Raw genomic sequence first — 24,277 nt, 5'->3', positions numbered from 1 at the left:
GGGGAGCGGTCGGCCACAATGGCCCGATGGTCGACCGCCTCTTCTCACGACCGGACATGGCCGGGCTCTACGACTCCTTCTGCTTCTGGGGCTGTTCCCCCGACGACGACTTCTACCTCGACCTGGTGATGGACGCCCGTTCGGTACTGGACGTGGGCTGCGGCACCGGGCTGCTCCAGCGGGTGGCGCGCGAGCGCGGCCACACCGGGCGCCTGGTCGGGCTCGACCCGGCCGACGCGATGCTGGAGGTCGGGCGGCGCGACCGCGACGACATCGAGTGGACCCTCGGCGACCTGGCCCGCGGCCCCTACGACGGGAGGGCGGGCGGCCCCTATGAGGACGAGTTCGACCTCGTGGTCATGACCGGCCACGCCTTCCAGGTGCTCACCACCGACGACGAGCTCCGGGAGGCTCTGGCCGCGGTGCGCCGGGCACTGACCGAGGACGGCCGGTTCGTGTTCGAGACACGCAACCCCGCGGTACGGGGCTGGGAGGCCTGGCATCCCGAGCGGGTGCGCACCGTGACCACTCCGGACGGGCGCGAGGCCACGTCGGTGCACCGACTGGAGAGCGTGGAGGGCGAACTGGTCACCTTCACCTCCAGCCACACCGTCGAGGGGTGGACCGAACCGGGGCGCAGCCGCAGCACGCTGCGCTTCCCGGACGCCGACACCCTGAACGGTTTCCTGGCCGAGGCCGGGTTGGGCGTGAGCGCTCAGTACGGCTACTGGGACCGCGGCCCGCTCACCGAGAGCAGCGAGGAGATCATCACCTTCGCGCGTTCGAGCTGATCCGCGCCTCCACCCCGTCGAGCAGGGCGTTCAACCCGAACTGGAAGGTCTCCCACGCCTCCTGCTCCAGGTAGGGCTCGTTCTCGTTCTCGTTGTCGAAAGCACCCTGTTCGGCCATGAGGGTCAACACGGGGAAGCGCTCGGAGAAGTCGGGCGCCACCTCCTCCAACTGCGCCGAGCGCGCGTACCACCACTCGTCCTCGGGCACGCCGGTGACCGCGAACGCCCGACGCGCCTCGGCCGCGGTCCGCACGGGTCCGCTGACCAGGGTGAACAGGTTGCCGTAGGTGCTGCGGACCTGGGCGGCGCCCAGCCCGGCGCGATGCAGCACCGAAGCCAGCGACTCGAAGAGCCTGTACTCGTTGGGGCCCAGCACGGGCCGGGCCTGGGAGATCTCCAGGGTCCAGGGGTGGCGCAGGTAGAACTCCCACAGGCGGGTGGCCCAGGATGTCGTAGCCGTCCGCCAGCCTTGTTCCCCGTCGGCCTCCGCGGCGTCGGCCAGCTCGCCGAACACGTGGTCGTACATCAACTCGATGAGCTCGTTCTTGCTGGCCACGTAGGTGTACAGGGACATGGCGGTGCGCCCCAGGCGCTGCCCCACAACGCGCATCGACAGCGCGTCCATGCCCTCCTCCTCGGCGACGGCGACGGCGGTCTCCACCACCAGGTCCACGCTGAGCTCGGGTTTGGGGCCGGGTGCGGTACGCGCGGTCCCGCTGTCGGGGGCGCGCCACAGCAGGGCCATGGAGCGACGGGCGTCCCCCTGTCCGGCGTAGATCACCACTTGCGTCTCCTTATGCCATAAACTAGCGTTCTTGAAATATTAGTTTACCCTATAAGTAATCTCTGGGAGCAGCGTGCCCTCCGAACCCGTCACCGCGGACACCCACGACACCATCCAGGTCAGAGGGGCCAGGGAGAACAACCTCGCCGACGTCTGCGTGGACATCCCCAAACGGAGACTGAGCGTCTTCACGGGCCTGTCCGGCTCGGGGAAGTCCTCCCTGGTCTTCGGCACGATCGCCGCCGAGTCCCAGCGGCTCATCAACGAGACCTACACGACGTTCGTCCAGTCGTTCATGCCGAGCCTGGGCCGCCCCGACGTGGACAGCCTGCGCAACCTGAGCGCGGCCATCATCGTCGACCAGGAGCGGATGGGCGCCAACTCCCGCTCCACCATGGGCACCGCCACCGACGCCTCCGCCATGCTGCGCATCGTCTTCAGCAGGGTGGGCACCCCGCGCCTGGAGCCCTCCAGCGCCTTCAGCTTCAACCACTCCGAGGGCATGTGCGGTGGGTGCGAGGGCCTGGGCCGCACGAACCAGATCGACGTGGGAGAGCTCTACGACCGCGACCTGTCCCTGAACGAGGGCGCCATCACCGTCCCCGGCTACGGGGTGGGCTCCTGGTACTGGCAGGTGTTCGTCCACTCGGGCCTCCTGGACGCCGACAAGCGGCTGGCCGACTACACCCGTGAGGAGTGGCAGACCTTCCTGTACCAGCCCACCACCAAGGTCAAGGTGGGAACCAACTCCTTCTCCTACGAGGGCCTGGTCCCCAAGATCAGGCGCACCTACCTGGCCAAGGACCGCGAGAAGATGCAGCCGGCCGTGCGCGCCTTCGTGGACCGGGCCGTGGTCTTCGCGGTGTGCCCCGAGTGCGAGGGCACCCGCCTCAACGCCCAGGCGCGTTCGGTCAGGGTCTTGGGTCGCACCATTACCGAGTGCTCGGCCATGCAGGTCAACGAGCTCGCCGAGTTCGTGCGCTCCCTGGACGAGCCCTCGGTCAAGCCCCTGCTGGACAACCTCGGCCACACCCTGGACTCCCTGGTACAGGTGGGTCTGGGCTACCTGAGCCTGGACCGGGAGTCGGGCACCCTCTCGGGCGGGGAGGCCCAGCGGGTCAAGATGGTGCGCCACCTGGGCTCCAGCCTCAGCGACATCACCTACGTCTTCGACGAGCCCACCGTGGGCCTGCACCCGCATGACATCGAGCGGATGAACAACCTGCTGCTGAGCCTGCGCGACAAGGGCAACACGGTGCTGGTGGTCGAGCACAAGCCCGAGACCATCGCCATCGCCGACCACGTGGTGGACCTGGGCCCCGGCGCCGGCCCCTCGGGCGGACACGTCACCTACGCCGGAGACGTGGCCGGGCTGCGCGCCTCGGGCACGCTCACCGGGGACCACCTGGACCACCGGGCCACCCTGCGCGCGCGGGTGCGCCGGCCCACGGGAGCCATTCCCATCACCGGGGCCAGCACCCACAACCTGAAGGACGTGAGCGTCGACGTCCCGCTGGGCGTGCTCACCGTGGTCACCGGTGTGGCGGGCTCGGGCAAGAGTTCACTCATCCACGGCGCCCTTCCCGGCCGCGAGGGCGTGGTGGTGGTCGACCAGTCGCCGATCCGGGGATCGCGCCGCTCCAACCCGGCCACCTACACCGGTTTGCTGGACCCGGTCCGCACGGCCTTCGCCCGCGCCAACAAGGTCAGGGCGTCGCTGTTCAGCGCCAACTCCGAGGGGGCCTGCCCCGAGTGCAAGGGCGCCGGAGTCGTCTACACCGACCTGGCGATGATGGCCGGGGTCGCCACCACCTGTGAACAGTGCCAGGGCAAGCGGTTCCGGCCCGAGGTCCTCACCCACACCCTGCACGGCAGGAACATCAGCCAGGTACTGGCGATGTCGGTGGTGGAGGCGCGGGAGTTCTTCACCACCGGCAACGCCCGCACCATCCTGGACCGGCTCCACGACGTGGGCCTGGGCTACCTGGGTCTGGGGCAGCCGCTGACCACCCTGTCGGGCGGTGAGCGCCAGCGCCTCAAGCTGGCGGTCAGCATGGCCAAGGAGGGGGCGGTGTACGTGCTGGACGAGCCCACCAGCGGCCTGCACCTGGCCGACGTGGACCGGCTCCTGGCGCTGTTGGACCGTCTGGTGGAGGACGGCGACACGGTGGTGGTCATCGAGCACCACCAGGCGGTGATGGCCCACGCCGACCACATCATCGACCTGGGGCCGGGCGCCGGACACGACGGGGGCCGCGTCGTCTTCGAGGGCAGTCCCGCCGACCTGGTCGCCGACGGTGACACCCTCACCGCCCGCCACCTGCGCGCCTACCTGGAGCGCTGAGCCCCGGGTCCCACCGCCTCCGCCCGGACGCCCCCGTCCCGCGGGACGGGGGCGTCCGGGCGGAGGCGGCTCCGGCCCTGGAGGGGCCGCGGGATCGGCGGTGCGGCTCAGGCGGTGACGTCGGCCCTGACGCCGGAGGTCTCACACAGACCGCCCCAGCCGAGCAGGACACCGTCGGCGGCGGGGACGAAGGGGCCGCAGTAGTCCGAGAGGCCCTCGGTCTGCAACCGGTAGGTGGTGCCCGCCCCGGGGTCCCACATGCTGAACTCCCCGAGGCCGGTGGCGAGCAGCCCCAGTCCGTCCACGTAGTCCATCTCACCCGCGTCCAGGCCACGGGTCGTCAAGGAGAACGGAAGGCGAAAGCCGGTGTAGCGGGTCTCGTCGACCAGGTCCGCCTGTCCACGTCCGTCCACCTCGTACAGCCTCGCGTTCTCACCGACCCGTACCGCCAGGAAGGTCTCGCCGACGGGGGAGGCCGCCAGTCCGGCATGGAGGCCCGTCCGCTCCTTCGCCTCCTCCAGGCCGGTGAGCCTTCGTACCGACGCGTCCGCGTCGTCCACACCGAACGTGGCCACGGACATCCCCTGGACTCCCCCTCCGACGGCCACCACCTCGTCGCCGAGGACCTGCATGTCGTACAAGGCGAAGTCGTCGTCCACCCCGTCCAGGGCGACGGTGTCCCAGGTGTCCTCGACCAGCGAGCACACCAGGAAGCCCCTTCCACCCTGCTCACGGTGCCCACCGCCGAAGACCACGTGCTCGCCCACGGTCACCGCCCGTGCCAGGGACCTCGCCTCGGGTGCCGGTGCGATCGGCTCCCAGGAGCCCGCTTCGATGTCGTAGAGAGCTCCGTCTCCGGCCAGGTGTGCTTCGGGGCCGCCGGAGTGCGTCGGGGTGAACCCTCCCCAGACCAGCATCCGGTCCTTGACCATGACGGCGTTGTGGCGGGTCCTGGACTCCAGGTCCACCTCCGGCAGCCTCCGCCAGGAACCGGTGTCGGGGGAGTAGGCGGCGCCGCCGGCGAAGGAGTCGTGCTGGGTCGTGCCGTGCCCGCCCCAGACGAGGAGTTCCTCACCCGACCAGACGAGGCTGTGGTCCTGCCTAGGTGCGAGGGGGCCGGGGGGAAGTTCGCTCACGGCGACGTCCACGTCCCATGATGCGGGCTCCTCCAGACCGCAGGAGACGGCCGACAGGGAGAGGGCCAGCAGGGGGACAGCCGCTCTGGACGGGGGATTCATCAAACCACGCATTCCATGCTTTTTCTCCGCAGCGGGGGCGGTCCCCGCCCGGCGTGCGCAGTGTACGGGCAGGCCTCGTCCCGGCCGGTTCGGCGCCTGGGACGCTCCACGAGCGCGCGGACACGGAACCCGGGCCCCAGGGATTCCCGGGAAGGGCGTCAGGGGGTTTCGCCCGGCGAAAGTATCACTGGTGATAACAGGAAACACCAGGTCTGCTCGCGAGAACGTGGGGGCCGTGCTCTGCACGGGACAGCCGACCGGGCGGCCGTGGCCTGCGGACGGGAACCCTCCCGTCCGCAGGCCACGGGGTCAGGCCCCTTCCTGCTCCAGCAGGTCCTTGAGCCGTGCCAGGCGCTGCCTCCAGAACACCTTGGCGGCCCCGGCCGCCTCGTCGTCGGCCAGCTTGGAGTGCTCGGAGGCGACCACGGCCTTGTCCTCGCCCTTGGCCGTGAACCTGACGGTGAGCCGACTCGCGTGGTCGAAGTCGGCGGTCAACCTCTGGGGCTCGGTGGCGGTGCGCACCGACAGGTCGCTTCCAGGCAGCCACCGCTCACACCAGGCCTCCTTCGTGAAGGCCGCGAAGAGCCGCTCCACCGGCACGTCGACGGTCTTGCTGGCGCTGACGGCGAATCCGTCCTTCTTCTGTCCCGGCACCCGCAGCCCGCGCGCCTGCTCGTAGGCGACGGTGACGGTCTGCGCCCACCAGCCGGGCACGTCGTGCTCCCGGACCAGCCAGGCGGCGATCTCGGTGTGGGTGCGACCGGGGGCGCCCCAGGCGTCCAGCAGCGCGGACCATCCGGCGTAGTCGCGGCCGGTGCGTTCCCTGACGGACCCGTCGGGGACGCGGGTGTTCATCGCCGCCGTGGAGGCGGTGTGTTCGGCACCGGCTCGCACACCCTCTGAGGCGGTGTCCGCGTGCGTGACGGAAGCGGAGGCGGGAGCGCTCTCGGCGCGGGGGAGCAGGTGGACGCGGGCGGCGGAGTAGCTCTCGCCGGTCCTGTCCATCCGGGCTCGCACCCGCTGTTTGAAGGACTTGTTCCTGGTCATGACGGCTCCTCGGCGACGGCGTCGAAGCCCACGCTTTCTCCGCCTCGCCGGATGAGGCACGTCAAGACCGGCGTCCCGAGAACTCCAGGGTCCCCTTTGCCCCCTCACAGCCGGTGGCGTGGGCACCGGAACCGGGGGTTGGGGCCTACCCGGCCGTGGCGGGCTCGGGATCGCCGGTGGCGAACTGGGTCCGGTACAGCTCGGCGTAGCGGCCGCCCCGGGCGAGCAGTTCCGTGTGCGTGCCGCGCTCGACGATCCGCCCGGCCTCGACCACGAGGATGGCGTCGGCGGCACGGACCGTGGAGAGCCGGTGGGCGATGACCAGGGCGGTCCTCCCCTCCAGTGCCCCGGCGAGGGCCTCCTGCACCGCGGCCTCGGAGGTGGAGTCCAGGGCCGAGGTCGCCTCGTCCAGGATGACCACCTCGGGTGCGGCCAGCAGTAGTCGGGCGATGGTCAGGCGCTGGCGCTCACCGCCGGAGAACCGGTATCCGCGCTCACCGACCACCGTGTCCAGCCCGTCGGGCAGGGAGGCGACGAGTTCGTCCAGGCGGGCGCGGCGCAGCACGTCCCACAGTTCCTCCTCGGCGGCCCCGGGACGGGCCAGTGACAGGTTGGCCCGGATGGACTCGTGGAAGAGGTGCCCGTCCTGGGTGACCATGCCCAGGGTGGCGCGCACCGAGTCGAAGGTCAGGTCGCGCACGTCCGTCCCGGCCAGACGCACGGCGCCGGAGTCCACGTCGTGCAGGCGCGGGGCCAGTTGGGCGATGGTGGACTTGCCCGCGCCGGAGGAGCCGACCAGGGCGACCGTCTGCCCGGGTTCGATCCGGAAGGAGACCCCGTGCAGCACGTCGCGCTGCTCGGTGACGTCCAGGGTGGCGACCTCCTCCAGGGAGGCCAGCGACACCTTGTCGGCGGTGGGGTAGGCGAAGGTGACGTCGTCGAACTCCAGCGACACCGCTCCGGCGGGGACAGTTCCGGCTCCGGGCCGCTCGTCCACCAGCGGTTCGAGGTCCAGGACCTCGAAGACCCGGCTGAAGCTGACCAGGGCGCTCATGACCTCCACGCGTGCGCTGGCCAGGGCGGTGAGCGGGGCGTACAGGCGGGTGAGCAGCATGCCCATGGACACCACGGTGCCCGCGTCGAGCTGGCCGCGCAGGGCGTAGAAACCGCCCAGCCCGTAGACCAGGGCCAGGGCGAGCGCGGAGACCAGGGTCAGTGCGGTGAAGAAGACCTCCTGGACCATGGCGGTGCGCACACCGATGTCGCGGACCCGTCCGGCCCTGCGGGCGAACTCGGCGGACTCCTCGTCCGGGCGGCCGAAGAGCTTGACCAGGGTGGCGCCGGGCGCGGAGAAGCGCTCGGTCATCTGGGTGCCCATGGCGGCGTTGTGGAGGGTGCGCTCGCGCTCGATCCTGGCCAGACGGGCGCCCATACGGCGGGCGGGTACCACGAACAGCGGCAGGAGCACGAGTGCGAGCAGGGTGATCTGCCAGGACAGGGCGAGCATCACCCCCAGGGCCAGGACCAGGGTGACCAGGTTGCTCATCACTCCGGAGAGCACGTCGCTGAAGGCGCGCTGGGCGCCGATGACGTCGTTGTTGAGGCGGCTGACCAGGGCACCGGTGCGGGTGCGGGTGAAGAAGGCGACCGGCATGCGCTGGACGTGGTCGTAGACGGTGGTGCGCAGGTCCAGGATGAGGCTCTCGCCGACCCGCGCCGAGAGCCAGCGCACGATCAGCTTCAGGACGGCTTCAAGGATCGCGACGGTCGCGATGAGCCCGGCCAGAAGGAGCACCGGTCCCAGCGCGCCGCCGCCGATAATGGCGTTGACGACCCTTCCGGCCAGAAGCGGGGAGGCCACGGTCAGGACGGCGGTGAGCACGCTCAGGGCCAGGAACCAGCCCAGGTGTCGTGCGTGGGGGCGGGCGAAGGATGCGATCCTGCGCAGGACGGGCAGGGAGAAGGGGCGCTGGTCCTCGCGGGCGTGCATCGCGTGGTAGACCGAGCTCCACGCGGCCATTTCCATGCTCATGGTCGTTCACCGGGTCTGTCGGGGTTGTTGCCATGAACCGTAGAACCTCAACAAATATTGAGGTCAAGCTCCGGCGAGGGAGCCGGAGGGGGAACTACCGCTCGCGCGCGTGCCCCGCGGTCAGGGCACTGGTGGCGTTGGCCGCCACGACCGCCGCGATCGCCGACCAGTCCACCGGGTCCAGTGCCTGGTCCAGCACCACCAGCCCCGCCAAAGCCGCCATCACGGGGTGGACGCTCATGAACAGGCCGAAGAAGCGGGCCGGGACCCGCCGAAGGGCGAACAGGTCTCCCAGGAACGGCACGGTCGAGGACAGCACGCCCGCCACGGCGGCACAGGCCAGCGCGGCCGGTGTCGGCGGGTGGTGCCAGAGCACCCACGCCCCCACCGGCACGAACAGCAGGGCGGAGATTCCGGCGGAGGCGGCCGAGCCCTCGATACCCGACACCCTGCGCCCCACCGTCCGGTTGAGCAGGATGTAGCCGGCCCAGCACGCGGCGGCCAGCAGGGCCAGCACCAGGCCCGTGTAGTCGCTGCTGGGTTGGGGGCGCATCAGCACCGCCACCGCGCTCCCGGCCACCAGGGCGCACACCAGGTCCACCCACCGGCGCGAGGCGGCCAGCGCCACGGCCAGCGGGCCGAGGAACTCCAGGGTCACCGCCAGCCCCAGGCCGATCCGGTCGACGGCGAAGTACAGCGTCAGGTTCATGGTCGCGAAGACCAGGGCCATGGACAGTACCGGCCACCACTGGTGCCAGGTGAGGGCACGCAGACGGGGACGTCCCAGCGACATCAGGACCAGGCCCGCGACCCACTGGCGCACGGCCACCACGCCGGCCGGGCCGATCACGGGAAAGGCCAGCGCGGCAGTGGAGGCACCGAGCTGGTTGGACATCCCGCCGCACAGCATCACCGCCATACCCGCAAGGCGCTCCCGGGGTTCCGGAACCGCTCCGGTGGAGGAGACCGCCGCGAGATCCGTGCCTGTCGAGGTCTTCATGAGGCGAGCATGCGGTCTGTGTTCACATACGCAAAATGCATGTTCCGACGCGTCTATACGCTGTGCGTATGGATATGGAGCTGCGGCACCTGCGCTGCCTGGTCGCCATCGTCGACACCGGCGGCTTCACCGAGGCCGCCCTCGAACTCGGCACCTCCCAGGCAGCGGTCTCACGCAACCTCGCCGCGCTGGAGCGGTTCCTGGAGGTGCGTCTGCTGCACCGCACCAACCGCGACGTGGCCCCCACCACGGCGGGCGTACAGGTGCTGGCCCGGGCACGGGCCGTGCTGGCCGAGGCCGACAACCTGGTGCGCGAGGCCACCACCGGGCACAGCCGCCTGCGCCTGGGGCACGCGTGGTCGGCCGTGGGCCGCCACACCCGCGAGTTCCAGCGGTGCTGGGCCGCCCGCCACCCCGACGTCGACCTGCACCTGGTCCGGACCAACTCGCCCACCGGGGGCCTGGCCGAGGGACTGTGCGACCTGGCCGTGGTCCGCGCCGCCTTCGACGAACGCCGCTTCGACAGCGCCGTCGTCGGCCATGAGCGCCGCTACTGCGCCGTGGCCTCCGACGATCCCTGGGCGCGGCGCCGCTCCATCCGTCTGGCGGAGATCGCCGACCGACGTGTCCTCGTCGACCGCCGCACGGGCACCACCACCGTCGACTTGTGGCCCGAACAGGCGCGGCCGACCCTGGAACACGTCAGCGACATCGACGACTGGCTCGCCGAGATCGCCGCCGGACGCAGCGTCGGCATCACCGCCGAGAGCACCGTGACCCAGTACCGGCGCGACGGCATCGCCTTCCGCCTGGTGGGAGACGCCCCGCGTATCCCGGTCCGGGTGGTCTGGCGGCGCCACGACCCCCATCCGGCCACCTACGCGGCCGTGGCCCTGCTCTCGGACCTGTACGGGGAGCGGCCGGCGCGCTGGGGGCCGGGCGGGGAGCCGCGTCGGGGCCGCGTCACAGACCGTCCAGGAAGACGGCGGACCCGTCGAGGAGTCCGGTGACCTCCAGGCCGTGCACCAGGACCAGGAAGCCCACGATGCCGAGGATCCAGCCCACGGCCTCCCGGGAGCCGGACTCGACCTTGGTACGCCAGCGCTCCAGGTGCGGGCGCAGGCGCTCCCCGAAGACCCGGTGGCCCAGGTAGAGCAGCACCGGCGGGAGCACCATGACGACGTTGTAGGCGGCGAGCACGGGCATCCACGCGGCCGCGGACAGTCCGGCGGCGGTCATGACGCCGATCGCACCGAAGTAGGGCAGGGCGGTGCCGCCCTCCAGCAGGCCGGTGGCCAGCCCCAGGGCGACCATCGCGGTGGTGTTCGGGGAGGCGGGCCTGCGCTGCCCGCGCGGCCGGCCGGGTGCGAACAGCGCGTAGGCGAGCATGCCCCCGCCCAGGACCACCAGCGGCCAGCCCAGGACGGGGCTCCCGGCGAGACCGTCCAGCGCCTCGAACAGGAAGCCGAAGCCGAGCATGAGCGCGCAGCCCAGGGCGAGGTAGAAGGCCGCGACGGTGGTCAGGTAGGCGAACAGGGGACGGGCCACCCGGCGTGCCCCGCTGAGCAGCACATACAGCGAGACGCCGATGGTGGCGGGACTGAGCGTGTCCAGCAGGGCCAGCCCGGCGACCGGGACCAGAACGTCGAGGGGCGGCATGGGGCTCTCCCGTCTTTGCCACACAGCTGTGCTAAATAAGTTATCACAACTGTGCTAGAAAAAGGGGGTGCCCAAGATCGTCGACCACGAGCAACGCCGCAGGGAACTGGCCGAGGCCCTGTGGCGGGTCATCTCCGCATCGGGCCCGACCGCCGTGTCCATCCGCTCCGTCGCCGCCGAGGCGGGCTGGTCGCCCGGAGCGCTGCGCCACTACTTCCCCACACGCGAGGACCTGCTCGTCTTCGCCGTGAACCTGTCCGAGGAGCGTGTCACCGAGCGCGTCCTGGCCCTGCGGCACACCCAGTCACCGGACACGCCCCTGCTGGAGCGGGTGGCCGAGTACGCCGAGCAGCTCCTGCCCCTGGACCAGACCCGACGCACCGAGTACCGGGCCTGGGAGGCCGCCGGGATCCTGGGGGAGTACGACCGCGACCGGGAGCAGCGCTGGACCAGCCAGCGCAGGCTCTACCGCCAACTGGCCGCGGCCATCACCGGACTGCCCGTGCAGGACCCCTTCCAGCCCCATCCCGACCCGTGGACGGAGGAGTGGTCCGGCTACCTGCACACCTTGGTGGACGGATTCGCCCTACAGCTGATGGTCACCCCCGGAATGACCGATCCGGAGGACGTCCGGCACCGGCTGCGGGCCTTCCTCTCCCGCGTCGAGGAGGCCTGGCACCGCCACGCCGGCTCCTGACCGGCCACCCTGGTGAGAACCCTCTGTGCTCGCGCGGGTGTCCGCGTCGCCCCTTGTGTCGAGGGCCCGTGTTCTCCGCTGCTTCCGGTAGCCGATACTGGGTGGGACCAGGGACCGGAACCACCAGGGGAGATACGCGTGACCAGCAGTCAGACCAGTGAGACGGCATCCGGATCCCAGCTTGAACTGACCTACAGGAACGCCGTGGCCGCTGACGTTCCCGTCCTCGTCGAACTGGTCAACTCCTGCTACCGGGGTGACTCCTCCAAGCGGGGATGGACCACCGAGGCCGACCTGCTCGAAGGCCAGCGCGTGGACGCCGAGAGCATGGCCGAACTGCTGGAGCGCACCAACACCATCGTCCTGGTCGCCGAGGCCGAGGGGCGGATCGTGGCCTGCTGCGAGCTCCAGCGCGGCGTCAGCGGCGCCTACTTCGGCATGTTCTCGGTGCTGCCCACCATCCAGGGCGGAGGTCTGGGCAAGCGGGTCCTGGCCGAGGCCGAGAGCACCGCGGCCCGCGAGTGGGGCTGCCGCCTGATGCGGATGAAGGTGCTCAAGCAGCGCCCGGAGCTGATCGCCTGGTACGAGAGGCGCGGCTACACCAACACCGGCAAGACCGAGCCCTTCCCCTACGGGGACGAGAGCTTCGGCCTGCCCAGGCGCCCCGATCTGGCCTTCGTCGAGCTCACCCGGGAACTGCCCGCTCCCTGACCTCGCCGAAGGCCGCCCGAACCGAGTCAGCGGCCCGGCCGGGTCAGTCCTGTTCGAGGTTGGCCGACATCCGCTCCAACACGTCGACGGCGATGCGGTACTCCTCGTCGTCGATTCCGCGCGAGATACGGCTGCGGGCGTCCTGCACCTTGGCGAAGAGCGCCTCGTGCGCGCTCTCGCCCGCCGGGGTCAGTTCGAGGGCGACCAGTCCCTTGGCCCAGCCGCGCTGGCGCAGGTGCTCCACCACCGGGGTGACGGTGTACTCGTTCTCGTCCAGGAACGGGGCGAGCCTGCGGTCCAGGTCGGCGATCGTTCCGGGGTCGGCGTGCAGGGAGTTGAGCACCTGCCAGTGGCGGCGCCCCAGTTCCTCCGAGGCCAGGACCCGGTCGAAGTCGTTCTCGATGAGCCGGTCCAGGTGTTTGAGCCAGTAGCCGATCGGCAGGTCGGACATGGTGCCTCCTCCTCCAGTACGGCGTCAGCGGACTGCCACATCTTCTCGATAGATCGAAGATATATCGCTGTATCGCGGCTTACCAGTGCGTCGGGAAGATGTCGCCGCTGTCCGTCAGCGTTCCCCATGTCCTTCCCCACTCCTCCTCCCGGACCGCGGACCGTCCGCTGTGACGCCGTCCACCCTCGCGGTCCCGGGCCCGGGGTCCTCGCCCACGGGTGCGACGACCGGGGCGGCAGGGGCAGGGGTTCGTACCGGCTCGCTCCAGGCGCCGGCCCGAACCCGAACGTGACTACCGCGCCCTGTCACCGCGAGCGCGCACGCGACGAGTTCGCGCTGGGCGCCGTGCGCCGGATGCCGGCCGGAGCCGGCATCCGGGTGGCGAACCCACTGGTACTCCACGGTCCGGGGATCCCCGGGATGGTGCGGACGTCCCGGCCGGTCACCCCGCCGTGCGCGGATGAGTTCGCGGTGGCCATGCCGTGCGGTGGGACCGCGCGACTCTGCGAACCGACCTACGCATCCCATGCCTGCGAGGCACTGCTTCCTGCCCTGCCGCCATGAAGTGGCCGGAGGGCCACAAGGTGGGCGACCGACCGCGCACGGGTTACGGCTCAGGTACGGCGTGCGGCCCAGACGGTGCGCTCGGTACGTACCGCGAGGTCGTTCCGGGCCAGGAGGCCGTGGGGGCCGCCGGTGTCGAGCAGCCGGTCCAGCGCGGCGAGATCCTCGGCTGAGAGCGCGTCCGCGACAGAACCGCGGACGCGTTGCAGGACGGAGAGGGCGTAGCGGCCGATCGCCTCGTCGCGGGAGCCCTCGATGTTCACGGTGAGGGTGCGTTCCCCCTCGACGGTGAATCCGGCGCCGGTCAGCTTCGGCCCCCAGTCGGCGCCGCGGTGGGGCATGTGCTCGGCGTGGAGGCGGTCGCTCGCGGCATGGCAGCGCTCCTCCAGGCCGGGCCGGTCCTGCGGGGCGTCCTCCGGTAGGAAACGGGGGAATCCGGCCAGTTCGACGACGGCGAACAGGCCGCCGGGCACGAGCGTGTCGTGGACCTTGCGTATCGTGCGGTCGGGATCGGCCATGTGGTGCATCGAGGCCGAGGCCCACACAAGGTCCGGTGCGCCCAGGTCGGGCCAGTCCGCGTCGAGGTCGGCCTGGACGGTACGCACACGCCCCTCCACCTCCTGCGCGCGAGCCTTCTCCCGCAGGCCGCGAAGGTGTTCGGCCGAGGAGTCGACGGCGGTGACGTGTGCCTCGGGGAAGCGGGCGAGAAGGGCGAAGGTGCCGGCGCCCGTTCCGCATCCCAGGTCCACGATCTGGTGGGGGGCCGTCCTGATGGGCAGCCATCCGGTGACGGCGGCGATGTGCTCGGCGAGGACCTGCGCGTCCAGGTCGAGGATCTCCGCCTGACCGTCGGAATCGTGCTGGTGGTCGTGATGCGCGCTGCGGCGGGTCGCGTGCGGGTGTGCGTGGGTCATAGCCCCACGTTAGAACGATCCTGCGTTCAGGGCATGGTTTCTTGCCTCATCCGCAAGGCGAGGACCGTATGGGCTGCCGAACGCGCAAAACACGTCGAGTGGGTTCCGCGGGTCCCACGGCGGCCGGAGGCGGGGCTCGCGTGTCGTCACGGTCGGGAGCGGTTCGCGCCGCGGTCGTCGTCGCTCCGCTGGTGGCCGCGGCGTGCGTCACGATCGAAGATCCCCAGGATCTCGCAGGGGCCGCCCTCGGCCCCGATGGCGTGCGGCAGCATCGTCGGGAACTCCGCGGCCTGGTTGGTCTCGACGCGGAAACGGCGGTGACCCAGCATGAGGACCACGGTACCGGAGAGAACGACCAGCCATTCCCGGCCGGGGTGGGCGCGCATCCGCGAAGGACTGTCGGGGGGCGGTTCGGTCATGCGCTGCCGCACGACGGTCATACCGGGATCCGCCTTGACGGGCCAGCGCATCAGGCTGTGGGCGCTGTCGATCACCGGACTGGTGACGACGTCGTCGGATCCGGTCTCGACGAGCTGGTCCAGGGTGGTGTCCAGGGCGCGGGCGAGGGTGACGAGACTGTCCAGGGCGAGACGGCGCTGACCGTTCTCGATGCGGCTGAGCGTGGACTGGCTGAGCCGGGCCCGGGTGGCCAGCTCCTCCAGGGACCAGCCCTGCGCCACGCGCAGGGCACGGATGCGCTTGCGCACCAGGCTGTCCAACTCGCGATCTTCTTGCGTCATAGGCAAAAGTGTATGCCCTTAGTGCAAAGCGCGGTTAGCGTCGTGCACAGACGTCCCGGATGGGCCGGGGCCTCGCACGAAGGAGAGGGCACGCGGACATGCCTGAGACGACTACTGCATACGCGACCGACACACTGCCGGACGGGCCCGTCGACACCGTGGTGATCGGCGGCGGTGCCGCGGGACTGAACGGTGCACTGATGCTCGCCCGCTCGCGCCGCTCGGTCATCGTGATCGACGGCGGCACACCCCGCAACGCGCTCGCCCAGGCCGTGCACGGCCTCCTGGGCCTGGACGGCACCCCGCCTGCCGAACTGCTGGAGAGGGGCCGGGAGGAGGTGCGCCACTACGGCGGCCTGGTCATCGCCGGAGAGGTGGCCTCCGCCGCCCCGACCATCCCGTCCGCCGAGGGCGATCCGCGCTTCACCGTCACCCTGGCCGACGGTCGAACGCTGTCGGCCCGACGTCTGCTGGTGGCGACCGGTCTGCGCGACGTGCTGCCGGAGATTCCCGGGCTGGCGGAGCACTGGGGGCGCGGTGTGGTGCACTGCCCGTACTGCCACGGCTGGGAGGTACGCGACGAGCCCATCGGCGTCCTCGCGGTCGGCCCCGCCTCGGTCCACCACGCGCTGCTGTTCCGCCAGCTGACCGACGACCTCGTCTACTTCACCCGCGGCACCGAGCTGGACGAGGACACCCGGGCACGTCTGGGCGCACGCGACGTCCGCGTCGTCGACACCCCGGTGGAGGAGGTCGTCAAGGCCGACGACGGCGGCGTCGCAGGCGTGCGCCTGGCCGACGGGCGGCTCGTGTCCCGCCGCGTCCTCGCCGTCGCCACCACGATGCGGGCCCGCACCGAGGGCCTGGACGGCCTGGGGCTGGCGATGGAGGACCTGCCCCACGGCATGGGCCGCCGCCTCGTCTCCGGCATGGCCGGCACCACCGACGTGCCGGGCGTGTGGGTGGCCGGCAACGCCACCGACCTGACCGCCCAGGTGGGCGCTTCGGCCGCGGCCGGCGCCCTGGCCGGCTCCCACATCAACGCCCTGCTGGCCACCGCCGACGCCGAAGCGGCCCTCGCCGCGGCCGAGAACCGCGCCTCCCGCGCCTGAGGTCCGGATCCGCGTCGGCTGCGCGCGAACCTGTTCGCCGTCATGGGCGCCCTGTTCCCCCACCTCCTCGTCCGCGGTCCGAGGAGTTCGCCTCCCGCGCCCCGGGTGGCCGGGTCCAGCACGGACGGGCCGCCCAAGGACGCCGTGAACGGTCCCCTGGGGCTGAGTAGAGACCGCCAACGGTTACCAGAACCCGAGGGGTGGTGCACGGGGCCACTCTCGTGCCCCATCCCGTGTCGGCGCGAGGGGCGATCGTTGCGGCCCGCGAGACGGGGCCGAGAGGGCTCCCAGTCAGCCGGTGGCCTCGCAGTGGCTGCCGCCGCATCCCCGGAAGGGCGGCCCGGGAGGGGGAGGGGCGGCGGCTCAGACCCGGCACAGGACCGCGCCGCGCGGGATCACGAACACCCCGTCCGGGTCCTGGCTCCACGCCGTCCAGCCCGCCGAGATGCGCTCCAACTCCTGCCGGGTGGCGTGGCCCTCCTCGACGGCCTGGCGGCCCATGTCCGACTCCAGGACGCGCCTGGCCCACATGCCGCCCCACCAGGCGCGGCGGTCGGGCTCGGAGTGGCTCCACACCTCGGCCACATAGGTGACGTCGGTGAACCCGGCCTGGCGAAACCAGGCCGGCATGTGCCGTCCCGCGTCCGGTTCGCCGCCGTTGCGGCGCGCGATCCGCTGGTAGAGGTCCATCCACGCGTCCAGCTCGGGCAGGCGCGGATACCAGTACATACCCGAGTAGTCGCTGTCGCAGGCGGCCACGACCCCGCCGGGCCTGGCCACCCGACGCATCTCGGACAGGGCGCGGACCGGATCGGACACGTGCTGCAGGACCTGGTGGGCGTGGACGACGTCGAAGGTGTCCGCGGGCAGGTCCAGGTCGTGGACGTCGCCGACCAGGAACTCGACGTTGTCGGTTCCGGCCTCCCGGGCGGCGGCGCGGGCCAGCTCGACCGCCTCGGCCGAGGAGTCCACCGCCGTGACGGTCCCGGGGGCCACCCGCCGGGCGAGGTCGGCGGTGATGCTGCCCGGACCGCAGCCCACGTCCAGCAGGGAGCGGCCGGGGACCATCTCGTCGAGCGCGTAGGCGGCGGAGTTGTCCGCGTTGCGCCAGCGGTAGGAGCTGGTGACCGACGGATGTTGGCCGTGGGTGTAGCGCGTCATGGATCGCCCTCTCATAGGTCGCCGAGGCGTACCGACACCCTGGACCCTACACCCAATGTCTCTCTTTGTGAGATTCAATTCTCATATTTTGAGACGCATTGGCGTATCTCCTGGTCAGTCCCTGGCGTTCTTCGGAGGAAACCTCCACCCGGCGAAGACCACCGGCTGCTCCGCCACCGTGCCAACCCTGTTCACCGGTCCCGCCGGCCCGCTCGCGAGGAAACCTAGGCGGGTGCCGATGAGTTTCGGCGCCCGACCGTGTCCGCGTGGGCGGGAAGACGCGTAGGGCGCGCGGCCGAGCACGGAAGGGCCAGTGCGGCTGTGGCCCAGGGACCGCTTCGGCTCCTCCTGGCAGGTCCTTCCCGCCGCCCTCGGTCCGCTGTCGCACGCGGGTCAGACCCGGATCAGGGACAGGTAGGCGAAACCGATGGTCTCCCGGGTGCCGCGGACACGGAACTCGCGGTGCCGGTCGGCCCCGGCCCGGACCTCGTCGGCGTCCGGTGAGCCGGGGTTGGCCAGCAGCCAGTCCTCCCAGCCGTGGCGGAGGACCGACGGCAGCGCGGATCCGTCACCGCGGACCCTCAGGGCCGCAGCGCGCAGTCGCCGCAGTAACCCGTGTTCGGCACCCGGTAGTACAGACAGCACGTGGTGCGCCGGAACACCGCCGATCCCGCTGCGTCCGTTCCCGTGTAGCCCCCGGTCCCGGTCAGGGACGGGCGCCCCAGCAGGTCCCCGGCCACCTCCTCGGCCCGCTCCCGCCAGGCGGGCCGGCCCACGCCCAGGGAACGCACCGCCCCGGCCAGGGCGGCGGCCGTGTTGCCGCGCAACAGCCCCCGCGCCACCTTGCCCACCCCGGCCAGATCTCGCGCGACGCGCGCCATCACCCCGAGAACCACCGTGTGCTCGACCCAGTCGGCCACCTCCGCCGTCCCGCCGGCGACCTCCCCGGCCCGCTCCTGCGAGGTGCGCAGCACCACCGGCCCCTCACGGCTCGGATCCCAGTGGAACCGCGCCGCGTCCAGCAGCGCCCCGTGGCACAGCGCCGCCGCCAGCACCGGTGACAGCAGCCGCGTGGCCAACCCCTGGTGGAACACCGAGGCCGCCACCCGCCACTCCACCGAGGTCCCCGGCCGTCCCGACAGCTCCGCCAGCCGCCCGCGTACCCGCTCCACCTCCGCGGAGAGTGTCCCGACCCCCACCGCGTCCGCGTCCGTGCCGCCCAACGGCAGCCACCCGGGACCGGGAGGCCGCGTCTCCAGCGCGAAGAGCATGTTGATCCGGCCGACGTCGGCCAGCACCGGCCGCACCGCCACACCCGCAACGTCCACTCCCGACCCCTTCCGCCTTCGGGAGCCGTACCGGTAGTGCCAGTACTACTCCCACTTCACGTGCTGATGGCCTCGTGTCACCGGAGCCGTCAAACCTAGATTGGTTCCGTGACCGGTCAGAGCACACACGACAGCGTGAGCGGAGGCGGGGACGGGGCTTCCCCGCTCTCCCCCGCCGGCCTGCCCCGTGTCGCCGAAGCCTACGGGGCCACCTGGCGGGTGCGCCTGGTCGAGGTCCTGCATCTGATGACCTCCCTGGCCCTGGCCCTGTTCTACCTGGTGCCCGTGTTCATGCTCATCGTCTCGGCCACCTGGATCGGCTTCGCGCTCACCGCCCCCTGGCAGCCCGACGTGCCCCGGCGTGAGCCCGGCCAACTGGTCGTCGACGCCGTCGCCTTCCTGGTGGCCCTCCCGGTCGCCGCGATCCTGCTGGCCCGCCTGGCCTGCCGCGTCCAGCGCAACCGGTTGGACAACGTGTTCGGGATCGTGGAGACCAGCCCGCCCGACCCCCTGGCCGAGGACAACCCACTCCTGCGCGCCTCGCGGTTCCTGCTCGGACGCGACGCCTGGTCGGCGATCGTCTACAGCACCGTCGCCGGAGCCCACGGCCTCCTGGCCGCGGGCGTGGTGGTGGTGCTGGTGGTGTGCGGAGGCGCGGCCGCCGTCGGCGCTCTGGTCGGCATCGTGTTCGTGCTGGTCCAGGGCGCCCCCGGCGATCTGGTCGGCCCGCTGGTCCTGGTCGTGGTCGGCCCGCTGTGCGCCCTCGTGGGCCTGCGCCTGGCCCCCGTCATCGTCGCCACCGAGGTCCTGCTGCACCGCATGCTGCTGTTCGAGGCCCCCGAGGTGCGCATCCGCCGCCGCCTGGTCCACGTCCAGGACAGCCGTCTGCGCATGGTCGACGCCGCCGAGTCCGAGCGGCGCCGCATCGAACGCGACCTGCACGACGGCGCCCAACAGCGGCTCCTCGCCCTGTCCATGACCCTGACCCGGGCCCGTTCACGTGTGAGCACCGACCCCGAGACGGCTCTGGAGCTGATCACCGAGGCCCAGCACGAGTCCCGGGAGGTCATGGACGAGTTGCGCCAGGTCGCACGCGGACTCCACCCCCGTGTCCTGACCGACCACGGACTGGGCGCGGCCCTGCCCGTGGCCGCCGGACGCGCCCCGGTGCCCGTGCGGGTCGACGTCGAACTGCCGGAGCGCCCCTCACCGCGGGCCGAGGGGGTGGCCTACTACGTGGCCTGTGAGGCGCTCACCAACATCGCCAAGCACGCCGATGCCACACGGATCACCGTGGCCGCCGAGCGGATACCGCGCCCGACCCGGCGCGGTCGCGACCTGCTGCGGCTCACCGTCACCGACGACGGCGTCGGAGGGGCCGATCCCGAGGCGGGTACGGGCCTGTACGGCCTGTGGGACCGCGTGGACGCGGTCGACGGCACCCTGACCGTACACAGCCCCTCGGGTGAGGGCACCGTTCTGACCGCCGACATCCCCTGGGAGGCATGACCGTGCACACCAGCGCTCATCCCACACCGTCAGCCGAGAAGGGCCCCCGGGTGGTCATCGCCGAGGACTCGGTGCTGCTGCGCAGCGGGATGGCCCGATTACTGGAGGACTCGGGTGTGGAGATCGTCGAACAGGTCGGAGACGCCGAGGCCCTGCTGCGCGCGGTGGAGGAGCACCCCGACGTGGACCTGTGCCTGGTCGACATCCGCATGCCGCCCACCTACTCCGAGGAGGGCATCCAGGCGGGCATCGCCATCCGTCAGAGGCACCCGGAGGTGGCGGTGCTGCTGCTGTCCCAGCACGTGGTCAGCCGCTACGCCGCCGACCTGCTGGGAGGCGGGTCCAGCAAGGTCGGCTACCTGCTCAAGGACCGGGTCGCCGACATCGACGAGTTCCTGGGAGTACTGCGCCGGGTGGCCGGAGGCGGTGCGGCCATCGACCCCGAGGTAGTCTCACAGCTGCTCAGCAGGAACCGGGACAACGCGCTGGACCGTCTCACCCCCCGCGAGGCCGAGGTGCTGGAGGTGATGGCGCAGGGGCTCAACAACGCGGGTATCGCGGCCCGGCTGACCGTCACCGAACGCGCCGTGGAAAAGCACATCCGCTCGATCTTCACCAAGCTCGACCTGAGCCAGGACGACCACGACCACCGCAGGGTTCAGGCCGTCCTGCGCTACCTGCGCGGCGCGGACCGGACCTGACCGCCTACACCAAGGGGGCGCGAGCCCGCCGGAAAGGAAAGACCGTGACATTCAAGGCGCGGGGCCTGTACGCCTCGTCGAGCAAGGAGCCGCGCAGGTTCCGCGTGGGGCCGTGGCTGGTCCTGGGCGCGGTGCTGGTGGTGGCCCTGGTGGTGGCGACCGCGTTCTCGGTCCTGGGCAGCGTGGGCGTGGACCGCGGGGACCGAAGCGACACGTTCGACGGCCCCCGGACCGTGCGGATCGACAACCGCACCGGGGGCGAGGTCACCCTCACCGGTGGCGGAGACGAGGTGCGGGTGGACCGCACCCTGCGGGGGACCCCCCTCACCAAGCCCGAGGAGACCGTCCGCGAGGACGGGGAGGCTCTGCGGGTGGAGGCCCTCTGCGTGGGCGTGCCTTTCCTCAGCGGCTGCGCGATCGACTACGAGGTGGCCGTCCCGGCGGGGACCGAGGTGATAGTGGAGACCATCAGCGGCGAGATCAGCGCTGAGGGCGTCGACGGCTTCCTGGGCCTGTCCAGCACCAGTGGTGAGGTGGAGGTGTCGGGTAACAGCGGCGACGTCACCGTCGAGACCACCAGCGGCGAGATCGACGTGTCCGGGGTGGAGGGATCACTGGCCGCCGAGACCACCAGCGGCAAGATCACCGCCGAGGGCACGGGCGAGCGGCTGGAGGCCAGGAGCACGTCCGGGAGGGTGGACGTGTCCGGGTTCGACGCGCGCACGGTCGTGGCCGAGAGCACCAGCGGCGGCCTGGACGTGGGCGGGGGCTTCACCGAGGCACAGGCCTCCACGGTCTCGGGGAGTATCGAGGTCACCACCGACGAGGCCTTCGACCTGCTGAGTCTGGAGAGCACCAGCGGCGGTATCGACGTGCGGGTGCCCGAGGGCACCTACGACGTCACCGGCGAGTCCATGTCCGGCTCGCGCGAGGTGGAGGTGGGCACCTCCCCGGAGGCGGACTCGCGCATCGAGGCCGATACTGTCAGCGGCTCCCTGACCGTCACCCCCGGTTAGGGGCTCCCGACGCGTTCGAAGCGCAGCGCCGCCCAGTCCGAGTCGATCGGCACCTGGGCGGTGCTGCGCCACCCGGAGTCCACGAGGAGGTCCCAGCCCTTGTCGGCGGCCAGGTCGGTGATGATGGTCCCGCCGCGCTGGGGATAGCACATCCACAGGCGGGTGCGCGGACCCACCAGGGCCAGCGTCCGGGGCGCCTCGCGGTCCACGGTCCCCCGGTCCAGGGCGAACATGTGGACGTCGTCGTACTCGGCGCCCTCGATGGGGCCCAGGTCGATGTGGATGTCGGGGGGCGGATCCAGCAGTCGCAGGTAGCGCTCCGGGGCGTTGAGAACGAGCAGCCGGTCACCGGGCTGCACCCCGAGCCTCTGGGAGAGGGTCTTCGTCATGTCCTCCTCCGTTCGTGGCCTACGGGCGGCCTCGCCCGCGTCCCTGGACACCGTACGGTCCCGGGGCGGGGAATCCGAGTACCTTCCCCGCCTCGATCCCGAGATGACCGTGTTTTTAGGATGCTCCCATGACAGATGACAACGGCGGACTGCGCTGGGGCGTGGTCGGGACCGGCGGTATCGCACACTCCTTCGTCGAAGGGCTCAGGGCCACACCCACGGCCCGCATCACCGCGGTCGGCTCACGTACCCCCGAACGGGCCGAGGAGTTCGCCGATGCCTGGGGCATCACCGAACGCCACGGCAACTACGAGGACCTGGCCAAGAGCCCCGAGGTGGACGCCGTGTACGTGGCCACCCCCCACCCCTGGCACCATCCCAACACCCTGACCTGCCTGAACGCGGGCAAACACGTGCTGGTCGAGAAGCCCATGGCCATGAACGCCCTCCAGGTGGCGGAGATGACGGCGGCGGCCCGCGACAACGACCGCTTCCTGATGGAGGCGATGTGGACCCGCTACCTGCCCGCCTCCCGCCTGGTGCGCGACCTGGTCGGGGACGGGGCTATCGGCGAGGTGACCTGGATCTCGGCGGAGTTCGGCAGCAACGTCCCCTACGACCCCGACCACCGGATCTTCAACGCCGACCTGGGCGGCGGCGCCCTGCTCGACCTGGGCGTGTACCCGCTGGCCCTCGCCTCCCAGTACCTGGGCGAGCTGACCGTCGTGGGCGCCACCCGGCAGTTGTCGCCCGACCGGATGGTGGACACCCACACCAGCGTGCTCGTGCGCGGTGAGAACGGCGGCACCGGCTCGCTGACGTGCTCCTCGCGCACCACACTGCCCAACCGGGCGGTGCTGGCCGGGTCCGGGGGGTGGCTGGAGATCCCGCACTTCTGGGCGGCCACCGAGGTGGTGCTGCACCGCGACGGGCGTGAGCCGGAGGAGTTCCACCGGCCCTTCCGCGCCAACGGCTACGAGTACGAGGCCGAGGAGGTGGCGCGCCGCGTGGCCGCGGGCGAGCGCGAGAGCCCCGACATGCCCTGGGCGGAGAGCCTGCACCTGGCCCAGCTCACCGACCGGATCCGCGACATGGGCGGCCTGGTCTACAGCCCGGCCACCGTCAAGGCCGTACCCCTGGCATGAGTCCGGCCGGGCCCGCCCCGCTGGGCGCGGTCCCCGAGACCGGGTCCACGGGGTCGGCGCCGCGCACGGGGCGGCCGCCGACCACCGGCATGGTCTGGGCCCGCGCCCGCAGCACGCGTGCCGCGGTGACCCGTGCCAGAACGGGCGCGCTCGTGCGGGCCACGACCAGGACGGCGTCCTTGGGGCCGACCTGGTGGGAGAAGTAGTCGTCGAGCGGAGTGTGGCCGCTGCGGGGCCGGGTGCCGTAGATCTCGCCGTCGAACATGCGGTAGGCGTCGCGGACGAGCAGGGTGTCGGTCTCCAGGCGGGGGCCGTCACCCAGCCATTCCGCGGCCTCGCCCGCGATGCGCCGGACCCGAGCGGGGAGGGGCCGGAACTCGTTGGGGAAGACACGGGCGGCGCCCAGGCCCTTGCGCCATCCGGCGTAGACGGCCGGGTGGCGGGTGCGCAGGACCACGTAGGTGCGCCGGAGCGGGTGAAGGAGGATCTCGCGGGCCAGGAAGTGGGTCATCAGGGCGGCGGAGAGGCCGAACCGGCGGTGGGCGGGGACCACGCCCGCGGCGTCCAGGTACAGGGCGCGCCGGGAGGCGAAACGGCGGCGGTGGTAGCCGCCCCAGCCGACGGGGGAGCCGTCGGGGCCCAGGATGAGCGCCAGGGTGGCGATCTGGTCGAAGAACCCGGCCTCGACGCGAGTGCGCCAGTAGCCGGAGTGGTCGGCGCCGAAGGCGCGTGCGGCCAGGTCGCGCAGGGTGTGGTGGAGGCGCTCCCGACAGGGTGGTGACAGGGCGGCGGGGGAGTCCCAGCGTGCGACGCGGTAGCCGGGGCACAGGTCCCGCACGGTGGGCGGCGTGCTCAGGCCGCGCAGTTCGGGGCTCTTGATCTGGACGGACACCTACACCACTGCCTTCGCTACTCCTCGGATGTGAATGGTTCCCCAAAGTAGC

At 71.5% G+C, this 24,277-nt stretch carries 24 protein-coding genes; 10 read left to right on the top strand and 14 right to left on the bottom strand.

Going from position 1 to position 24,277, the window contains the following annotated elements:
- Positions 1-26: 26 nt before the first annotated feature.
- Positions 27-791 carry a class I SAM-dependent DNA methyltransferase gene (locus tag FYX01_RS10515; RefSeq protein WP_150239982.1) on the top strand — a complete coding sequence of 255 codons (765 nt, stop codon included), beginning with the start codon at positions 27-29 and terminating at the stop codon, positions 789-791.
- Here FYX01_RS10515 and FYX01_RS10510 read toward each other — a convergent pair.
- Positions 769-1,575 (bottom strand): TetR/AcrR family transcriptional regulator, encoded by an 807-nt coding sequence (locus tag FYX01_RS10510; RefSeq protein ID WP_150239980.1) that lies wholly within the window; start codon positions 1,573-1,575, stop codon positions 769-771. The genes FYX01_RS10515 and FYX01_RS10510 overlap by 23 nt on opposite strands.
- Before the next feature lie 73 nt (positions 1,576-1,648).
- Between FYX01_RS10510 and FYX01_RS10505 the strand changes: the two genes are divergently transcribed.
- Complete coding sequence (locus FYX01_RS10505) at positions 1,649-3,919, top strand: ATP-binding cassette domain-containing protein (RefSeq protein ID WP_150239978.1); 2,271 nt, start codon at positions 1,649-1,651, stop codon at positions 3,917-3,919.
- 107 nt (positions 3,920-4,026) lie between these two features.
- On the opposite strand, the gene FYX01_RS10500 is transcribed toward FYX01_RS10505, so the two are convergent.
- The 4 genes from FYX01_RS10500 to FYX01_RS10485 form a co-directional block, all read right to left on the bottom strand.
- Positions 4,027-5,157, bottom strand: a complete 1,131-nt coding sequence (locus FYX01_RS10500; RefSeq protein WP_150239976.1) for a Kelch repeat-containing protein — start codon at positions 5,155-5,157, stop codon at positions 4,027-4,029.
- 309 nt (positions 5,158-5,466) lie between these two features.
- Entirely contained in the window at positions 5,467-6,204 is a 738-nt protein-coding gene (locus FYX01_RS10495; protein ID WP_150239974.1) for an SRPBCC family protein, read from the bottom strand.
- A gap of 145 nt (positions 6,205-6,349) precedes the next feature.
- Positions 6,350-8,236 carry an ABC transporter ATP-binding protein gene (locus FYX01_RS10490; protein ID WP_190394262.1) on the bottom strand — a complete coding sequence of 629 codons (1,887 nt, stop codon included), beginning with the start codon at positions 8,234-8,236 and terminating at the stop codon, positions 6,350-6,352.
- Between the two features lie 94 nt (positions 8,237-8,330).
- Positions 8,331-9,236, bottom strand: a complete 906-nt coding sequence (locus FYX01_RS10485; protein WP_150239972.1) for an EamA family transporter — start codon at positions 9,234-9,236, stop codon at positions 8,331-8,333.
- 68 nt (positions 9,237-9,304) lie between these two features.
- Here FYX01_RS10485 and FYX01_RS10480 point away from each other — a divergent pair, with 68 nt between their 5' ends.
- On the top strand, positions 9,305-10,246 hold the full coding sequence (locus FYX01_RS10480) for a LysR family transcriptional regulator (protein ID WP_223830391.1): 942 nt from the start codon (positions 9,305-9,307) through the stop codon (positions 10,244-10,246).
- Here the strand turns inward: FYX01_RS10480 and FYX01_RS10475 are convergent.
- Complete coding sequence (locus FYX01_RS10475; protein WP_150239971.1) at positions 10,200-10,895, bottom strand: GAP family protein; 696 nt, start codon at positions 10,893-10,895, stop codon at positions 10,200-10,202. The genes FYX01_RS10480 and FYX01_RS10475 overlap by 47 nt on opposite strands.
- A 67-nt stretch (positions 10,896-10,962) precedes the next feature.
- Here FYX01_RS10475 and FYX01_RS10470 point away from each other — a divergent pair, with 67 nt between their 5' ends.
- Positions 10,963-11,592, top strand: a complete 630-nt coding sequence (locus tag FYX01_RS10470; RefSeq protein WP_150239969.1) for a TetR/AcrR family transcriptional regulator — start codon at positions 10,963-10,965, stop codon at positions 11,590-11,592.
- A gap of 132 nt (positions 11,593-11,724) precedes the next feature.
- Positions 11,725-12,303 carry a GNAT family N-acetyltransferase gene (locus FYX01_RS10465; RefSeq protein ID WP_150240117.1) on the top strand — a complete coding sequence of 193 codons (579 nt, stop codon included), beginning with the start codon at positions 11,725-11,727 and terminating at the stop codon, positions 12,301-12,303.
- A gap of 43 nt (positions 12,304-12,346) precedes the next feature.
- On the opposite strand, the gene FYX01_RS10460 is transcribed toward FYX01_RS10465, so the two are convergent.
- From FYX01_RS10460 to FYX01_RS10450, 3 genes are all read right to left on the bottom strand, one after another.
- Positions 12,347-12,754: a MarR family winged helix-turn-helix transcriptional regulator gene (locus FYX01_RS10460; RefSeq protein WP_150239967.1), complete on the bottom strand. Its 408-nt coding sequence runs from the start codon at positions 12,752-12,754 to the stop codon at positions 12,347-12,349.
- Between the two features lie 614 nt (positions 12,755-13,368).
- Positions 13,369-14,232, bottom strand: coding sequence for a class I SAM-dependent methyltransferase (locus FYX01_RS10455; protein WP_150239965.1), 864 nt, complete (start codon positions 14,230-14,232; stop codon positions 13,369-13,371).
- 146 nt (positions 14,233-14,378) lie between these two features.
- On the bottom strand, positions 14,379-14,972 hold the full coding sequence (locus tag FYX01_RS10450; RefSeq protein ID WP_150239963.1) for a helix-turn-helix domain-containing protein: 594 nt from the start codon (positions 14,970-14,972) through the stop codon (positions 14,379-14,381).
- Positions 14,973-15,070: 98 nt separating this feature from the next.
- Between FYX01_RS10450 and FYX01_RS10445 the strand changes: the two genes are divergently transcribed.
- A complete protein-coding gene (locus tag FYX01_RS10445) occupies positions 15,071-16,084 on the top strand; it encodes an NAD(P)/FAD-dependent oxidoreductase (RefSeq protein ID WP_150239961.1) in 1,014 nt (337 codons plus the stop codon).
- A gap of 363 nt (positions 16,085-16,447) precedes the next feature.
- Here the strand turns inward: FYX01_RS10445 and FYX01_RS10440 are convergent, their stop codons facing one another.
- From FYX01_RS10440 to FYX01_RS10430, 3 genes are all read right to left on the bottom strand, one after another.
- The gene (locus FYX01_RS10440) at positions 16,448-17,245 is read right to left on the bottom strand and encodes a methyltransferase domain-containing protein (RefSeq protein WP_150239959.1); all 798 of its coding nucleotides are present in this window, start codon (positions 17,243-17,245) and stop codon (positions 16,448-16,450) included.
- Positions 17,246-17,638: 393 nt separating this feature from the next.
- The gene (locus tag FYX01_RS27230; RefSeq protein WP_394350447.1) at positions 17,639-17,890 is read right to left on the bottom strand and encodes a hypothetical protein; all 252 of its coding nucleotides are present in this window, start codon (positions 17,888-17,890) and stop codon (positions 17,639-17,641) included.
- On the bottom strand, positions 17,827-18,573 hold the full coding sequence (locus tag FYX01_RS10430) for a (2Fe-2S)-binding protein (protein WP_223830390.1): 747 nt from the start codon (positions 18,571-18,573) through the stop codon (positions 17,827-17,829). Before FYX01_RS10430 ends, FYX01_RS27230 begins: the two co-directional genes overlap by 64 nt.
- Positions 18,574-18,819: 246 nt before the next feature.
- Here FYX01_RS10430 and FYX01_RS10425 point away from each other — a divergent pair, with 246 nt between their 5' ends.
- The 3 genes from FYX01_RS10425 to FYX01_RS10415 are packed head-to-tail and all read left to right on the top strand — an operon-like array spanning position 18,820 to position 21,799.
- Positions 18,820-20,082 (top strand): sensor histidine kinase, encoded by a 1,263-nt coding sequence (locus FYX01_RS10425; protein ID WP_150240113.1) that lies wholly within the window; start codon positions 18,820-18,822, stop codon positions 20,080-20,082.
- A complete protein-coding gene (locus FYX01_RS10420) occupies positions 20,079-20,783 on the top strand; it encodes a response regulator transcription factor (RefSeq protein ID WP_150239957.1) in 705 nt (234 codons plus the stop codon). The genes FYX01_RS10425 and FYX01_RS10420 overlap by 4 nt, the downstream gene beginning before the upstream one ends.
- A 44-nt stretch (positions 20,784-20,827) precedes the next feature.
- Complete coding sequence (locus tag FYX01_RS10415) at positions 20,828-21,799, top strand: DUF4097 family beta strand repeat-containing protein (protein ID WP_150239955.1); 972 nt, start codon at positions 20,828-20,830, stop codon at positions 21,797-21,799.
- Here FYX01_RS10415 and FYX01_RS10410 read toward each other — a convergent pair.
- Positions 21,796-22,188, bottom strand: a complete 393-nt coding sequence (locus FYX01_RS10410; protein ID WP_150239953.1) for a hypothetical protein — start codon at positions 22,186-22,188, stop codon at positions 21,796-21,798. The genes FYX01_RS10415 and FYX01_RS10410 overlap by 4 nt on opposite strands.
- 128 nt (positions 22,189-22,316) lie before the next feature.
- On the opposite strand from FYX01_RS10410, the gene FYX01_RS10405 reads away from it, so the two are divergent.
- On the top strand, positions 22,317-23,333 hold the full coding sequence (locus tag FYX01_RS10405) for a Gfo/Idh/MocA family protein (RefSeq protein ID WP_150239951.1): 1,017 nt from the start codon (positions 22,317-22,319) through the stop codon (positions 23,331-23,333).
- On the opposite strand, the gene FYX01_RS10400 is transcribed toward FYX01_RS10405, so the two are convergent.
- Positions 23,311-24,225, bottom strand: a complete 915-nt coding sequence (locus tag FYX01_RS10400; RefSeq protein ID WP_150239949.1) for a GNAT family N-acetyltransferase — start codon at positions 24,223-24,225, stop codon at positions 23,311-23,313. The genes FYX01_RS10405 and FYX01_RS10400 overlap by 23 nt on opposite strands.
- Positions 24,226-24,277: the final 52 nt, after the last annotated feature.

It is taken from the genome of Nocardiopsis quinghaiensis (assembly GCF_008638365.1).
Taxonomy (GTDB): domain Bacteria; phylum Actinomycetota; class Actinomycetes; order Streptosporangiales; family Streptosporangiaceae; genus Nocardiopsis; species Nocardiopsis quinghaiensis.
Note: the sequence above shows the minus strand (reverse complement) of the source record. Positions and strands in the feature narration are given on the sequence as shown.

Excerpts from the sequence above, each read along its gene's own strand:
- FYX01_RS10440 (WP_150239959.1), bottom strand. The coding sequence starts at position 17,245 with ATGACGCGCTACACCCACGGCCAACATCCGTCGGTCACCAGCTCCTAC.
- FYX01_RS10500 (WP_150239976.1), bottom strand. The coding sequence starts at position 5,157 with ATGAATCCCCCGTCCAGAGCGGCTGTCCCCCTGCTGGCCCTCTCCCTG.
- FYX01_RS10420 (WP_150239957.1), top strand. The coding sequence starts at position 20,079 with ATGACCGTGCACACCAGCGCTCATCCCACACCGTCAGCCGAGAAGGGC.
- FYX01_RS10480 (WP_223830391.1), top strand. The coding sequence starts at position 9,305 with ATGGATATGGAGCTGCGGCACCTGCGCTGCCTGGTCGCCATCGTCGAC.
- FYX01_RS10515 (WP_150239982.1), top strand. The coding sequence starts at position 27 with ATGGTCGACCGCCTCTTCTCACGACCGGACATGGCCGGGCTCTACGAC.
- FYX01_RS10455 (WP_150239965.1), bottom strand. The coding sequence starts at position 14,232 with ATGACCCACGCACACCCGCACGCGACCCGCCGCAGCGCGCATCACGAC.
- FYX01_RS10485 (WP_150239972.1), bottom strand. The coding sequence starts at position 9,236 with ATGAAGACCTCGACAGGCACGGATCTCGCGGCGGTCTCCTCCACCGGA.
- FYX01_RS10450 (WP_150239963.1), bottom strand. The coding sequence starts at position 14,972 with ATGACGCAAGAAGATCGCGAGTTGGACAGCCTGGTGCGCAAGCGCATC.
- FYX01_RS10490 (WP_190394262.1), bottom strand. The coding sequence starts at position 8,236 with ATGAGCATGGAAATGGCCGCGTGGAGCTCGGTCTACCACGCGATGCAC.
- FYX01_RS10410 (WP_150239953.1), bottom strand. The coding sequence starts at position 22,188 with ATGACGAAGACCCTCTCCCAGAGGCTCGGGGTGCAGCCCGGTGACCGG.
- FYX01_RS10445 (WP_150239961.1), top strand. The coding sequence starts at position 15,071 with ATGCCTGAGACGACTACTGCATACGCGACCGACACACTGCCGGACGGG.
- FYX01_RS10460 (WP_150239967.1), bottom strand. The coding sequence starts at position 12,754 with ATGTCCGACCTGCCGATCGGCTACTGGCTCAAACACCTGGACCGGCTC.
- FYX01_RS10475 (WP_150239971.1), bottom strand. The coding sequence starts at position 10,895 with ATGCCGCCCCTCGACGTTCTGGTCCCGGTCGCCGGGCTGGCCCTGCTG.
- FYX01_RS10495 (WP_150239974.1), bottom strand. The coding sequence starts at position 6,204 with ATGACCAGGAACAAGTCCTTCAAACAGCGGGTGCGAGCCCGGATGGAC.
- FYX01_RS10405 (WP_150239951.1), top strand. The coding sequence starts at position 22,317 with ATGACAGATGACAACGGCGGACTGCGCTGGGGCGTGGTCGGGACCGGC.
- FYX01_RS10425 (WP_150240113.1), top strand. The coding sequence starts at position 18,820 with ATGACCTCCCTGGCCCTGGCCCTGTTCTACCTGGTGCCCGTGTTCATG.